The organism is Rathayibacter sp. VKM Ac-2803, from assembly GCF_009807175.1.
GTDB lineage: Bacteria > Actinomycetota > Actinomycetes > Actinomycetales > Microbacteriaceae > Rathayibacter.
In genome coordinates, this window is record NZ_WUCD01000001.1 from 453,141 (window position 1) to 467,987 (window position 14,847).

Sequence of the window (14,847 nt, forward strand, 5' to 3'; positions counted from 1 at the left end):
CGTCGGTGACGGAGTGCCGAGTCGATGCGCGGGCGACGGTGCGGACCACCTCCGGCTCGCAGGAACGCGTTCGGCTCGCAAGAAAGCGCCGATTCAGCGAGCCGAACCGGATTCCACGAGCCGGAGGTGCTCGGCCGGAGGTGCTCGGCCGGAGGTGCTCGGCCGGAGGTGCTCGGCCAGAGGTGCTCGGCCGGAGGTGCGGCTCGGCGGTCAGCGGGGCTGCGTCGACGCGCGCGCGACGAGCTCCGGCGCGAAGACGCGGCGGCGGTCGACGGCGTCGTCGGGCGCGCCGATCACCGACTGCAGCAGGTCGACGGCGGAGGCGCCGAACGACTCCTTCGGGGCGCGGATCGAGCTCAGCGGCACCAGGGAGGCCTGCGCGTACTCGATGTCGTCGTAGCCGATCAGGGCGATGTCGTCGGGCACGCGGATCCCGCGGCGGACCAGCACCTGCTCGAGGCCGATGGCCAGCAGGTCGTTGACGGCGAAGATCGCGTCGGGGCGGGAGGCGGGCTCGCGCGCCGCGATCGCCTCGCCGACCTCGTGGCCCTCGGCGATGACGCGGTGCTCGACGTCGATGACCTCGAGCGTCGCGCCGGGCACCGCGGCGACGGCGCGGCTGGCGCCCGACAGGCGCTCGCCGACCTGCTGGATCGACAGCGGTCCGCCCACGAAGGCGAGGCGGCGCCGGCCGAGTCCGAGCAGGTGCTCCGCGGCGAGGCGGCCGCCGACGACCTCGTCGACCGAGACGGAGGGCTGGGTCTCGGACTGCGCGCGGCGGCCGACGAGCACGGTGGGCGTCCCGCGGGAGCGGACGGCGGCGAGGCGGTCCTCGATCGAGCCGTGCGAGGCGACCAGCATCCCGCGGACCCCGTGCTCCTCGAAGAGCTCGAGGTAGGCGTCCTCGCGACCCTTCTCGCCGCCCGAGTTGGCGAGGAAGAGGGACAGGCCCAGCTCGGCGGCCCGGCGCTCCGCTCCCTCGGCGATCATCGCGAAGAAGGGGTTCGAGACGTCGGGGGCGATGTAGGCGATGGTCGAGCTGTGCCCGAGGCGGAGCTGGCGGCCCGCGTTGTTGCGGACGAATCCGAGCGACTCGATCGCCTCCTGGATCCGCTTCGCCTTCTCGTCGGAGACGCGGGCCGGGTGGTTCAGGAAGTGCGAGACGGTGCCCATCGAGACGCCGGCCGCGGCTGCGACGTCGCGGATGCCGACCTTCGCCATCCTTGCCTCCTGGTGCTCTCCGGTGCCCCGGCGTGCCGCCGGACGGGGTTCGATGCTCTCACGCGACACCGGGCGACCCCGGCAGACGCGATCCGAGCGGGCGCGACTCCGCCGCCCGCTACTCCGGCAGCAGCGGCTCCGGCAGCGCGACCCCGTGCTCCACGAGCGCCTCCGACACGACCTTCACCGCGTTGAGCGCCCGCGGGAAGCCGACGTACTGCACCGTGTGGATCACGGCCTCGACGACCTCCTCGGCGGTGGCCCCCGTGTTGATCGCCGCGCGGGTGTGCCCGCGGAGCTGGGCGTCGACTCCGCCGAGCGCGGTCAGCACGCCCAGCGTGATCAGCTCGCGCTCGCGGAGGGTGAGGCCGGGGCGCGAGTTGATGTCGCCGAAGTTGAACTCGAGGCCGTAGCGGGCGAGGTCCTGGGCGCGGCCGGCCTGCAGGGCGATCAGGCCGTCGGCCTTCCCCTCGCCGTAGACGGCGTCGAAGGCGACCCTGCCGCGGGCGAGGCGATCGGGATCCGGGGTGGGGTTCATCGGGCGGCCCTTCTAGATCGAGTGTCCGCCGTCGAGCGGCAGGATCACTCCGGTGATGTTGACGGCGGCGGGCGACGCGAGGAAGACGATGGTCTGCGCCAGGTGCTGCGGCTCGCCGAGCAGTCGAGAGGGGATCTGCGCGAGCAGCGCCTCGCGCCGCTCCGGAGTGTCGTTGTCGCGGCCCGGCGTCCGCTGCGCCCCGGGGGCGAGAGCGTTGACCGTGACCCCCTGGTCGGCCACCTCGATCGCGAGCGCCTTGGTCAGACCGACGACCCCCGCCTTGGCGGCGGCGTAGGCGGTCGCCCCGCGCACCAGTCGCCCGCCGGCGACCGCGGCGACGGAGGCGATGTTCACGATCCGCCCCGAGCGCTGCTCGAGCATCGCGGGGAGCACCGCGCGGGTGACCGCGAAGACCGTGTCGAGGTTGCGCTCGATCTGGGTGCGCCAGGTCTGCTCGGTCATCTCGTGGAAGAACGAGACCGCGCCGCCTCCCGCGCCGTTGACCAGGACGTCGATCGCGCCGTCCTCCTCGATGACGGCGCCGAGGGCGCTCTGCACCGCGTCGAAGTCGGTGAGGTCGACCGCGACCGCGCGGGAGGCGCGCCCCTGCTCGCGGACGGAGCGGGCCACCTCCTCCGCTCCGGCACCGTCGAGATCGACGACGACCACGTCGGCACCGGCCCGCGCCAGCTCGAGGCAGATGATCCGTCCGAGCGCTCCCGCGCCCCCGGTGACCAGGGCGCGTCGCCCGTCGAGTTCCATGCGAATGCTCTCCGATCCCCGCCGTGCACCGCACCTGCGGCGCTCGGGCTGCTCCGCCCGTACGACGACTCCATCGTCCGGCACTTTTTGAAACGTGTCAAACTTTCCGACAGACGAAGCGCAACGTCGGTGCTCCCGCGGGAAATCGCTTCGACATCGATCCGCCGATCGTTCTTGACACCGCCAGGCGCCGTGGCTAGCCTCGCAGATTGTAACGTTTCAAACGTTCCCGCACCTTTCAAGGAGGAAATGTGTCCCGCTCTTCACGCCCCTGCGAACGACGTCGATCCCGCCGTGCTCTCACCGGCCTGGTCGCCGGCACGGGAGCCGCCGTGCTGCTGCTCACCGGCTGCGCCTCGGGAGACGGCGGCGGCTCGTCCGAGTCCGCGAGCGCCGGTTCCTTCTCGGTGCTCACCCCCGCCGAGAACTCGATCATCCGCGATGAGCTGACCACCCTCGGCGAGGGCGTCTGCTCGGCCGAGAACGAGGCCATGCCCCTCGACAACCAGACGGTCGCGCAGGCCGACGTCGTGCAGAAGATCACGCTGCTCGCCAGCCAGGACGCCCTGCCGACGTCCTTCGTCGCCGGCACCGCGCAGGTCCGCCCCGACGGCGACCTCGGCAAGGGCGGCCTGATCGTCGACTACGAGGAGAAGCTGACCGAGCTGGGCGTGTGGGACGACATCCTGCCCGCCGCGCGCTCGACCATCACCTCGGTCTACGGCGGGATGGTGTCGCTGCCGTTCCAGTACAACGTCGAGGGCATCTGGTACAACAAGCAGATCCTCGCCGACAACGGCATCACCGAGCCGAAGACCTGGGACGAGCTCGTCACCGCGCTCGAGACTCTCAAGGCCGCCGGAGTGGTCCCGCTCACCGAGGCCGGCAGCCAGGGCTGGCCGCTGACCCGCCTGATCGGCAACTACATCTTCCGCTCGGTCGGCCCCGACGCCATGAAGGACGTCCAGTCGGGTGACGCGAAGCTCACCGACGCCGAGTACGTCGAGGGCGCCCAGGCCGTGGCCGACCTCGGCCGCGCCGGACTGTTCGGCGAGGGCGTCACCTCGCGCGACACCGACACCGCCAACGCGCAGTTCCTCACCGGCGAGGCCGCGATGACCTACAACGGCTCCTGGTTCCTCGCCAACCTCAACGACCCGGCGCAGAACCAGATCGGCGAGGAGAACGTCGGCTTCCTGCCCTTCCCCGACGTCGAGGGCGGCGCCGGCGACAGCAGCCAGTGGCCCGCCAACGCCGGTGCGGCGACCGCGACCTCGACCAAGGCCTACAGCGACGGAGTGGGCGACTGGCTCAGCTGCATCGCCGAGAACTACGGCTCCAGCGTGCTGCAGAACCAGGGCGTCATCTCGGGCTTCGCGATCAACGAGGAGGTCACCGACGTCCCGCCGCTGACCACCACCGTGCAGGAGTACGTGAACGAGGCCGACGAGACCGTGCTCTGGTTCGAGGCCCTCTTCGACGCGAAGACCACCTCGGACGCGCAGACCAACGTCTCGCTGCTGGTCTCGGGCGGCATGAGCGCCGAGGACTACATGAAGGCCCTCCAGGCCGACCTCGACCAGGCCCAGTAGACCGGCTCCACAGGCCCGGCACCGCTGCGGTGCGGGCCGGGGGCTCATCCCTCCCCCGGCCCGCCCGCTCCTCCTTCTTCTCCCCGCGTGCGCGCACGTCGAAAGGACTCCCGTGAACAGCGTTCTCGGTGACAAGAAGGCGATCCTGATCCTCCTGGGGCCAGCACTCGCCGTCTACACGCTCATCAAGCTCGTCCCGGTGCTCTGGTCGCTCGGGCTCACCTTCTTCACCGGCAACCCGCTGAGCGGATTCGAGTTCGCCGGCGGCGCGAACTTCCTCCGCTTCTTCCAGGATCCGCAGGCCCTCGAGGCCCTGTGGTTCACCGTGCGCTACTCGCTGGTGATCACGGTCGGGCAGGTCGTGCTCGGCTACGCGCTGGCCCTGCTCTACGTCTTCGTCCTCAAGAACTCGTCGGCGTTCGTCCGCACCGTCGTGTTCTTCCCGACCGTGCTGCCGACGGTCGCCGTGGCGCTGCTGTTCAAGAGCATGTTCGCCGTCGGCGGTCAGGAGGGGCCCGTGAACGCGGGTCTCGGCTTCCTCGGCCTCGACGGGGTCGACTGGTTCGCGACCGCCGAGGGCACCTTCGCCGTCGCGGTGGGCATGGAGCTGTGGCGCTCGATGGGCTTCTTCGCGATCCTGCTCTACGCCGGCCTCGTCGACATCCCGGAGGAGACGCTCGAGTCGGCCCGCATCGACGGCGCGACCGGGTGGCGCCTCGTCCGCTCGATCGTGCTGCCGCTCTCGCTGCCGGTGCTGCTCTCCTCCGTGATCTTCAGCTTCAACAACACGCTCAAGGTGTTCGACACCCTGCTCGCGCTGAACAACGGCGGACCGGGCAGCTCGACCACCCCGCTGACGCTCTACATGTACCGGACCGTCTTCAGCTACTCCGACTACGGGTACGGATCGACGATCGCCCTGGTGCTGACGATCATGTGCTTCCTGGTCACCCTCTTCATCTTCCGCTCGTCGCGCCGCGACAACACGAAGGAGGCCTGAGGTGTCCACCTCGACTCTCACCCGCCCGGCGTCCCGGCCCTCCGTGCCCGCCGGGCCGCACCGTCAGGCCCGCCGCATCGGCCGCGGCACGCGCCGCTGGATCGGCCGCGTGCTGATCGCGATCCTCGTGGTCGTCGAGGCGTACCCGATCTTCTGGATCGTGATGGGCTCGTTCAAGACGCAGAACGAGTTCTTCTCGAACCCCACCTGGGCCCTGCCGCAGAGCCTCGACTTCTCGAACTACGTCTCGGCGCTGACCGAGGGCGACCTGGCGACCAACCTGCGCAACAGCGTCCTGGTGACGGTCCCCTCCCTCGCCCTGATGATCGTGCTCGGAGTCGCGGCCGCGTTCGCCCTCGAGATCCTGGTCTGGAAGGGCCGGAACACGGTGCTGCTGCTGTTCATCGCGGGCATCATGATCCCCGGCCAGATGATCCTGGTCCCGCTGTTCACCGTGTACTTCCGGACCGGGCTGACGAACTCGCTCTGGCCGCTGATCATCACGTACACCGTGATGGGGCTGCCGCTGACGGTGTTCCTGATGACGGCCTACTTCCGGGCCATCCCGCGCGAGGTGTTCGAGGCCGCCGCGATCGACGGCGCGAGCATGATCACCGCGTTCTGGCGGGTGGGCGTGCCGATGATGCGCAACGCGATCATCACCATCGCGCTCGTCGAGTTCTTCGCCGTCTGGAACGACCTGCTGATCGCGCTCACGTTCACCACGAACGACGAGCTGGCGACGGTGCAGGTGGGCCTGCTGAACTTCAGCGACGAGTACGGATCGACGCAGTACGGACCGCTGTTCGCGTCGATCAGCATCAACATCCTCGGGATGCTCGTGCTCTACCTCTTCCTCAACAAGCAGATCATGGCCGGCCTCGCCGCCGGCTCGGTCAAGGGCTGATGCCCGGCACCCGGTACTGGGAGGACCCGGCGCCGGGGCGCGGGCGACGCATGCCCCGGGCGGATGTGCCGAGCGACGCGCCCCGGCTGCGGTTCGACGGGCAGTGGCGGTTCCGGCTCGCGCCGACCGCGGAGGGGACCGGGCCGGGATTCGCCGGCGTCGACCTCGACGACTCCGGCTGGGACCTCCTCCGCCTCCCCTCGCACTGGGTGCTCGAGGGGCACGGCGACCCGCTCTACACGAACACCGCGTACCCGTTCCCGCTCGACCCGCCGCACCTCCCCGACGAGAACCCGACCGGCGACCACCGCCTCCGCTTCGACCTGCCGGACGACTGGCCGGTCGACGGCCGCACGGTCCTGCGGTTCCAGGGCGTCGACTCGTGCGGAGCCGCGTGGCTGAACGGCCGGCCGCTCGGCCACTCGAAGGGCAGCCGCCTCCCGTTCGAGTTCGACGTGACGGAGGCGCTCCGCCGCGGCGGGAACGTCCTCGCCGTCCGCGTGCACCGCTGGTCCTCCGGCAGCTACCTCGAGGACCAGGACATGTGGTGGCTGCCCGGGATCTTCCGCGAGGTCGAGCTGCTGCACCGCCCCGACGGCGCGGCCGACGATGTCGTCGTCACCGCCGACTACGCGGACGGCATCGGCACGCTGCTCGTACGGGCGCTCGACGCCGACGGCGGAGCGGTGCCCGGAGTCGTCCGGCTGCCCGAGCTGGGCCTCGAGCTCGCGGCGGGCGAGACCGCACGGCTGCCGGTCGAGCCCTGGAGCGCCGAGTCGCCCCGCCTCTACCGCGGCACCCTCGAAGTGGCGGGCGAGCGGATCGAGCTCGCCGTCGGGTTCCGCACGGTGCTGATCCGCGACGGTGTCTTCACCGTGAACGGCGCGCCCGTGCGCCTGCGCGGAGTGAACCGGCACGAGCACGATCCCGACCGCGGGCGCGCCCTCGACGAGGCCACCATGCGCCTCGACATCGAGCTGATGAAGCGGGCCGGCGTCAACGCCGTCCGCACCTCGCACTACCCGCCGCACCCCGCGTTCCTCCGGCTGTGCGACGAGCTCGGCCTCTGGGTGATGGAGGAGTGCGACATCGAGACCCACGGCTTCATCTACGCGGGGTGGGAGGGGAACCCGCCGACCGACCCGCAGTGGCGCGATGCGCTCGTCGACCGGATCACGCGGATGGTCGCCCGCGACCGGAGCCACCCGAGCATCGTCATCTGGTCGCTCGCGAACGAGAGCTGGGTCGGCGAGGCCTTCGACGAGCTCGAGCGCGTGGTGCGCTCCCTGGACCCGAGCCGGCCGATCCACTACGAGCGGGATCCGAGCTTCCGCAACTCCGACTTCTCGTCGGCGATGTACCTCGCGCTCGAGGCGCTCGAGGCGATCGCCGAGCGGCGCGAGCCGACTCCCGAGGGCGTGGTCGCCGGCTCGCCCGACGACGTGCGCCGGCGCCGCCTCCCGTTCGTGCTCTGCGAGTACGGGCACGCGATGGGCAACGGACCGGGCTCGCTCGACGAGTACCAGCGCCTCCTCGAGTCGAGCGAGCGGATGGTCGGCGGATTCGTGTGGGAGTGGATCGACCACGGCTTCCGCGCGACGGCGCCCGACGGCTCCGAGTACTTCCGGCACGGCGGCGACATCGACTCCGCCCCCAACGGCGGCAGCTACTGCATCGACGGCCTGCTGTTCCCCGACCGCACGCCCTCACCCGGTCTCGCCTCGGTCACCCGGGCGTACGCCCCGGTCGTGATCACGGTGTCGGAGGCGGCGATCACCGTCCGCAACCGGCAGGACGTGGTCGACACGGCGGCCCTGCGCTGGCGGTGGAGCGTCGAGGGCGGCGCGTCCGGAGTGCTCGAGATCCCCACCGTGCCACCGCGCGGGGTCGTCGAGGTGCCGTTCGCGGCGCCCGCCGGCGTGCTCACCGTCACGGCCGAGCTCGCGGAGGCGACGCCCTGGGCCCCTGCCGGCCACGAGGTGGCGTGGGGGCAGCGGATCGACGCGGCGGCGCCTCCGACCCGCGGGACCGCGACGCGGGTCGCGCCCGATGGTCTGCGCTTCGGCGACGCCGCCCTCGACGAGCGGACGGGGCGGCTCACGACCCTCGGCGGGATCCCCGTGGGCGGTCCGCTCGTCGACCTCTGGCGCGCGCCCACCGAGAACGACCGCGGGCAGGGGACGCTGAACGCCCTCGCCGCGAGCTGGACGGCCGTGGGCCTCGACCGCGTGCTGCACCGCACCATCGCGGTCGACCGCGGTGACGCCTCCGTGACCGTGACCACCCGGAGCGGCCCGGCGACCGAGACCCTCGCCGTCGTCAGCCGCCTGGTCTGGACCGCCGACGAGGACGCGGTGCACCTCTCCGCGCACCTCTCCTTCGTCGGCGCGTGGCAGGACACCCCGCACGGCCACCACTCGGTGACCCCGCCGCGCCTCGGGCTGCGGCTCACGCTGCCGGGCGCCTACACCGACGCGGACTGGGTCGGCCACGGCCCCGGGGAGTCGTACGTGGACACCCTCGACGCCGTGCGCTTCGGGCGCTTCGCCTCGAGCATCGACGCGCTGCAGACGCCGTACGTCGTGCCGCAGGAGAACGGCAACCACGTCGGCACGCGGCGGCTCGCGCTCACCGGCGGCGGGCTGCCGACGCTCGAGGTGAGCGGCACCGGCTTCGACTTCACCGCCCGGCGCTGGTCGAGCGGCGCGCTCGCGGCGGCGGGGCACCCGCACGAGCTGCGCGACTCCGGAGTCGTCGTGCTGAACCTCGACGTGCGTCAGCAGGGCGTCGGCAGCGCCTCGTGCGGGCCCGCTCTGCCGGAGCGGTACCGGGTGCCGCTCGAGGACGCGGTGCTCGAGCTGACGTTCCGCGTGGGGAGCGCCTAGAGCCCCAGGCGCCCCTCGCCGAGGCCGGAGAACGAAGGGGAGCAGGCTCTGAACGGATGCGTCGCCGGTCTGAGCACCACCGCACTCGTCTCCTCCGGTACGTTCTACTCGTTCGGCTTCCCGGTCCTCTCGTCGGTCTCCCCCTCCGTCGTCGGCCCAGCCGGGAGCTTCCTGGGCTCCTCGTGCGCGCCGAGCACGGCGCGTCCTCGCACGCCGCCGTGGCACCGACTCTCGCGGCACCCGACGTCGAGAGTGCTCTGTTCGAAAGGCCGTCCTCATGGACCCCTCCCGCGCCCTCCCGCACCCCCTGCCGCCGGGATCACCGCTGATGCCCGCCGCCCGCCGCGGACTCGGCCGCCTGCGCGCCTCGCTCCTGGCGGCCACCGCCGCCGTCGTGCTCGTCGTCATCGGAGCCGTGGTCCCCTCGGCGAGCGCCGAGACCCCGTGCGCCGCCGGGCAGAACGCCATCGTCTGCGAGAACTCCAGGCCCGGCGCGGATCCGTCGGTGTGGGACGTCGCGGGCGCAGGCGACCCGTCGATCCAGGGCTACGCGACCGACATCAGCGTGAACGTCGGCCAGCGCGTCGACTTCAAGATCGACACCGACGCCGCCGCCTACTCCGTCGACATCTACCGCACCGGCTGGTACGCCGGGAAGGGCGCGCGGCTCATCGCCTCCGTGAGCCCGAGCGCAGCCCTCCCGCAGAGCCAGCCGCAGTGCCTCTCGGACGTCACCACCGAGCTGTACGACTGCGGCACCTGGGCCGTCTCGGCGGGCTGGGACGTGCCGAGCACCGCCGTGTCGGGCGTCTACGTCGCCCTGCTCACCCGCGCCGACACGGGCGGGCGGAGCCAGATCACCTTCGTCGTGCGCGACACCGCCAGCACCTCGGCCGTGCTCTTCCAGACCTCCGACACCTCGTGGCAGGCCTACAACACCTACGGCGGCTCCAACTTCTACAGCGGCGGCGCGAACGGCCGCGCCTACAAGCTGAGCTACAACCGCCCCGTCACCACGCGCGGCGACAACGCGGGCCGCGACTTCTACTTCGCCAACGAGTACCCGCTGGTGCGCTTCCTCGAGCGCAACGGCTACGACGTCAGCTACTTCAGCGGCATCGACACCGACCGCTTCGGCTCAGCGCTCAAGCAGCACCGCACCTTCCTCTCGGTCGGCCACGACGAGTACTGGTCGGGCGCCCAGCGAGCGAACGTCACGGCTGCGCGCGACGCCGGCGTCCACCTCCAGTTCCTCTCGGGCAACGAGAACTACTGGCGCACCCGCTACGAGCCCTCGCCGACCGCGGGCGGCGCGGACTACCGCACCCTCGTCACCTACAAGGAGACCTGGGCGAACGCCAAGACCGACCCGGCCGCCGAATCCACCGGCACCATGCGCGACCCGCGCTTCGCCTCGGTGGCGAACGGAGGCGGGCAGCCCGAGAACAGCCTCGCGGGCACGCTCTACATGGTCAACTACTCCGACCTGCCCGTGACGGTGAGTGCCGCCGAGGGCAAGCTGCGGCTCTGGCGCAGCACCTCGCTCGCGAACCTCGCCGCCGGCACCAGCGCCGCCCTCGCGCCGCACACGATCGGCTACGAGTCGAACGAGGACGTCGACAACGGCGCGCGACCGCCGGGCCTGGTCCGGCTCTCGACGACGACCGGCGCCGTCACGGAGTACCTGCAGGACTTCGGCAACACCGTCGCGCCGGGCACCACCCGGCACAACCTCACCCTCTACAAGGCCGCCAGCGGCGCACTGGTCTTCTCGGCCGGCTCCGTGCAGTGGTCGTGGGGCCTCGACCAGGAGCACGACGGCGACGGCGCACCCGCCGACGTGCGGATGCAGCAGGCGCAGGTGAACCTGTTCGCCGACATGGGCGTGCAGCCCACCACGCTGATGACCGGCCTGGTCGCCGCGACGAAGAGCACCGACACCACGCGCCCCACCGTCTCGATCACCACTCCCTCCGGCACGACCAGCAAGGCCAACGGCAGCATGGTGACGGTCTCGGGCACCGCGGCCGACGCCTCGGGGGGACGGGTCGCGGGCGTGGAGGTCTCGACCGACGGCGCCACCTGGCACCCCGCCTCCGGGACCACGTCGTGGACCTACAGCTACGTGCTGCACGGCTCGGGCACCGGCACCATCCGGGTGCGCGCGGTCGACGACAGCGCCAACATCGGCACCGCGGTGAGCCGCACCGTCACCATCACCGGCACGGCCAGCGTGTTCGGCGCCGAGGTGCCCAGGACCATCGACTCCGGTGACAGCACGGCCGTCACCCTCGGGCTGCGCTTCACGCCGACCGCCGACGGATTCATCCAGGGCGTGCGCTTCTACAAGAGCTCGGCCAACACCGGCACGCACACCGGCGCGCTCTGGAACCTCGACCGCCAGCAGCTGGGCACCCTCACCTTCGCGAACGAGACGGCGAGCGGATGGCAGACCGGCACGTTCGCCTCGCCCGTCGCCGTGACGGCTGGGACCCCGTACGTCGTCTCGTACACGACCACGACCGGCCGCTACTCGGCGGCGGAGTGGTTCTGGGCGAGCGCCGGCTACGACGCCGCCCCGCTGCGGGTCGCCGGCGGCTTCGGCGCCGAGCCGGCGGGGCTCTACAGCACCACCGGCGGCTTCCCCGCCGACAGCTACCGCGCGGGCAACTACTACGTCGACGCCGTCTACAGCACGGTCGACTCGACGCCCCTGAGCGTCGCGTCGCAGAAGCCGCTCGCCGGCTCGTCGAGCGTCGCGCCGTCGACGACCGTGTCCGGAGTCTTCTCGAAGGCGGTGACGTCGGCCTCGGTGAAGATGACCCTGAAGACAGCCTCCGGCGCGACCGTGGCAGGCAGCACGGCCTATGCGGCCACCACCCGCACCGCGACCTTCACGCCGAGCGCCCCGCTCGCGGCGTCGACCACCTACACCGCCACCCTCGCGGGCACCGCGACCTCCGGCGGCGCCGTGACGGCCGGCGGCAGCTGGACCTTCACGACCCAGGCGCCCGACGCCGTCGTGGGGGTCTGCCCCTGCCGGCTCTTCGACGACTCCGCGGCCCCGGGCATCGCCCAGGTCGCCGAGGGCACCCCGATCACCCTCGGCGTTCGCTTCGCCCCGACCGTCGACGGCACCGTCACCCGCCTCCGCTTCTACAAGGGCCCGGGCAACACCGGCACCCATGTCGGGACGCTGTCGAACGCCGACACCGGCGCCGAGATCGGCCGAGCGACGTTCGTCGGCGAGAGCACGGGCGGCTGGCAGGAGGTCGCGTTCGCCACTCCCGTCGCCGTGACCGGCGGCACCGACTACGTGGCCGCCTACACGACGACCACGGGGAGCTACTCCGCCACGGTCAACGGGTTCGGCTCCGGAGGCACCCGCGGCCCGCTCGTCACGGCGAGCGACTCCGGCGCCTACACGTACGGCACCGGCTTCGCCTCGTCGCGCTCGACCACGAACTACCTGGTCGACGTCGCGTTCGTACCGTCGGTGGCGACCCCTCCTCCTGCGACCCCGACTCCTGCGGGCACGCGCCTGTTCGACGGCGCTACTCCCACGACCGCCTCCGCCGAGGACTCCTCCTCGGTCGAGGTGGGGATGAGCTTCACCGCCTCGGCAGCGGGCAGCGCGACCGGCATCGCCTTCTACAAGGGCTCCCGCAACACCGGCACGCACGTCGGATCGCTGTGGGACGCCTCCGGCACGCGCCTCGCCCAGGTGACCTTCACCGGCGAGACCGCGAGCGGCTGGCAGAGCGCGGCGTTCGCGTCGCCGGTGGAGCTGGTGCCGGGGGCGCGGTACACGGTGTCCTACCTGGCTCCGGCGGGGTACTACTCGGCGACGCCGGCGGGGCTCGCGTCGCCGGTGACGGCGGGGGCGCTGACCACGGCGTCGGCGCCGAACGGGGTGTACCGCTACGGGTCGGGCGGAGTGATGCCGACGGCGGCGTACAACAGCACGAACTACTTCGTGGACGTGTACTTCCAGGCGCGGGGGTAGGGGGGCGGGACAGCGTATGGCCTCTAGTCGCAACGCGAGGGTGAGCGCGTCTCTGGAATCTGCGGCGTCCCGGCGTTCGCTATGCGCTCCGCCAACCCCAATGTGCCGCGGGCTGCAGGCCTAGCTTTAAGCGCGTCGCCTTTCGCATCGTCAAGGACGTTTGCGCCCACCGCAACCCGGCAGTCGCGGGACGCGAGCGCAAGCGCGCCACTTCAAAGCGAGCGGAACGGTCGCCCGCAGGATCCCCGACAGCCGGAGATTGGGCCATCCCATCTCAAGCGACGCCAGGGGAAGCGGGTCACCTCCTGAGCTGAACATCGACGCTAAGTCGTCGATCCCATACTCTTACGAACATGCCCGGTACGACCACCACCCGACAGCAGCGCAGCTCCCCTTTCAGCGAGGTCGTGAGCTCACTTCCGGGAATTCGTCCTTTTCGTTTTCTACGGAGCCTTTACTGGTCTCGAGTTCTCCAGTCGTCCGGTGCGAACCTTGACATAAGTCAATTTACCATCTTTGAGTTTCCCGAAAATGTATCGGTTGGCCGGAACCTTTATATTAATCGAGGAACTCTCATCACAGCTAGGACATCAATATCGATCGGTGATGACTGTCTGATCGGACCTTACGTCATCATCAACAGTGGTGATCACAAGTTCGACAGTAGACGTGATCTGATTTCAGACCAGGGTCACAGATCAGCACCAATCTCAATTGGGAACGACGTTTGGGTTGGAGCTCATGCGTCCATTCTGAAAGGGGTAACTATCGGCAATGGGGCCGTCGTAGCCGCTGGAGCAGTGGTCACTTCTGACGTAGCACCATTTACAGTAGTTGCAGGAACGCCGGCGAAATTCATCAAACAGCGAGGGCGAGCGGAGGCCGCATGAAGCGGCTATTTTTGATTGATGGTATGTCGGGCGTATGGAAGTCCGACCTAATCGCCTTTCTTGAACGAAAGCGGTGGGCCGTGGTCCCAAAATTATCCACGCGGCTCCGACGTCCGAATGAGGACGTTACGCACTCGGACCTAGAAATTATCTCACTCGAGTCGTTCCAACTTATAGAGCTAGGCGATCTCCAGTACGAGTATGGGGGCTACCGCTATGGATTGCGGGCGTCTTCGGTCCATGAGGCGCTCAACAAAGCAGATGTCGCTTTTCTTGTAGTTAGAGACTCTCACATCATTACTAGATTGCGCGAAGAGTTCAGTGCGTATGATCCGGTCGCCATCTTCATATATGCCGACTCGCCTATTGTGAAAAATGCCAAAGACAAGAACGTTGCAAGAAGCATCGATCAAGCTCGCGCTGATTACCTCCACGACCCGACTGTCTACGACGAGGTCGTGCTGTACATTCAGGATTCTCGATCGATGCTTCAAGCACTGGACATGCAGGTACAAGTCCATTTATCGGGCAGAAAGGCGAGGGCGATCGGTTCGAATAGACGCCTTACCCTTACGAGTACCAGAGCCGCAAGATCGCTGCTTCGCGGCATCGCCGGTATACTCACTGCATCGACCCTCGGTCTCGCGGGCGCCCTTCTCGGTCAAATAAAACTAGAAAGACTTGAGATTGTGGCGTGGGTTCTAGTTGGCCTCACGGCTCTTCTCACCTTCGCGCTCTGGACGTTGATCCAATTTTTCTGGACACCGAGCTCCCGCAACGCTTCCAGCATGTCTACGCCCGAGGATTAGCTGCGGAGTCGTTGATCCCTGTCAGCAACCTCGCGAGATGTCCGCGGAAGGCCATCTCCGCACTCGGGAGCCCGGCACACCCGGAAGCGTGCTGGCCTCGAACGACCAGCGACGCGGGGTCGCGCGAGGTTGTGGGTTCAGCTGACGTGCGGGAAGCGTCTGCTGCCTCGGCGAGAGCCCGTGGTCATCCTCGCCACCCCGCCGTGGCCGCAGACGACGTCCCCCTGGCGGCGAGTG

10 protein-coding genes are annotated in these 14,847 nt (G+C 69.9%); 7 read left to right on the forward strand and 3 right to left on the reverse strand.

Annotation, left to right across the window (positions count from 1 at the left end; all coding sequences use genetic code 11):
* Positions 1–210 precede the first annotated feature (210 nt).
* The 3 genes from GRS96_RS02080 to GRS96_RS02090 form a co-directional block, all read right to left on the reverse strand.
* Positions 211–1,221 carry a LacI family DNA-binding transcriptional regulator gene (locus tag GRS96_RS02080; protein WP_159987594.1) on the reverse strand — a complete coding sequence of 337 codons (1,011 nt, stop codon included), beginning with the start codon at positions 1,219–1,221 and terminating at the stop codon, positions 211–213.
* A 118-nt stretch (positions 1,222–1,339) separates the two neighbouring features.
* Complete coding sequence (locus GRS96_RS02085) at positions 1,340–1,759, reverse strand: carboxymuconolactone decarboxylase family protein (RefSeq protein WP_159854934.1); 420 nt, start codon at positions 1,757–1,759, stop codon at positions 1,340–1,342.
* Between the two features lie 12 nt (positions 1,760–1,771).
* Positions 1,772–2,521: an SDR family oxidoreductase gene (locus GRS96_RS02090; protein ID WP_159854932.1), complete on the reverse strand. Its 750-nt coding sequence runs from the start codon at positions 2,519–2,521 to the stop codon at positions 1,772–1,774.
* Between the two features lie 251 nt (positions 2,522–2,772).
* Here GRS96_RS02090 and GRS96_RS02095 point away from each other — a divergent pair, with 251 nt between their 5' ends.
* From GRS96_RS02095 to GRS96_RS02125, 7 genes are all read left to right on the forward strand, one after another.
* Positions 2,773–4,113 (forward strand): ABC transporter substrate-binding protein, encoded by a 1,341-nt coding sequence (locus GRS96_RS02095; RefSeq protein ID WP_159987595.1) that lies wholly within the window; start codon positions 2,773–2,775, stop codon positions 4,111–4,113.
* 112 nt (positions 4,114–4,225) lie between these two features.
* Positions 4,226–5,113: a carbohydrate ABC transporter permease gene (locus GRS96_RS02100; protein WP_159854928.1), complete on the forward strand. Its 888-nt coding sequence runs from the start codon at positions 4,226–4,228 to the stop codon at positions 5,111–5,113.
* A gap of 1 nt (position 5,114) precedes the next feature.
* Entirely contained in the window at positions 5,115–6,020 is a 906-nt protein-coding gene (locus GRS96_RS02105) for a carbohydrate ABC transporter permease (protein ID WP_235021879.1), read from the forward strand.
* On the forward strand, positions 6,020–8,905 hold the full coding sequence (locus tag GRS96_RS02110) for a glycoside hydrolase family 2 TIM barrel-domain containing protein (RefSeq protein WP_159987596.1): 2,886 nt from the start codon (positions 6,020–6,022) through the stop codon (positions 8,903–8,905). Before GRS96_RS02105 ends, GRS96_RS02110 begins: the two co-directional genes overlap by 1 nt.
* 277 nt (positions 8,906–9,182) lie before the next feature.
* Entirely contained in the window at positions 9,183–12,911 is a 3,729-nt protein-coding gene (locus tag GRS96_RS02115; protein ID WP_236553543.1) for a DUF4082 domain-containing protein, read from the forward strand.
* A gap of 353 nt (positions 12,912–13,264) precedes the next feature.
* Complete coding sequence (locus GRS96_RS20880) at positions 13,265–13,801, forward strand: acyltransferase (RefSeq protein WP_159987597.1); 537 nt, start codon at positions 13,265–13,267, stop codon at positions 13,799–13,801.
* Positions 13,798–14,610, forward strand: coding sequence for a hypothetical protein (locus tag GRS96_RS02125; RefSeq protein WP_159987598.1), 813 nt, complete (start codon positions 13,798–13,800; stop codon positions 14,608–14,610). Before GRS96_RS20880 ends, GRS96_RS02125 begins: the two co-directional genes overlap by 4 nt.
* Positions 14,611–14,847: the final 237 nt, after the last annotated feature.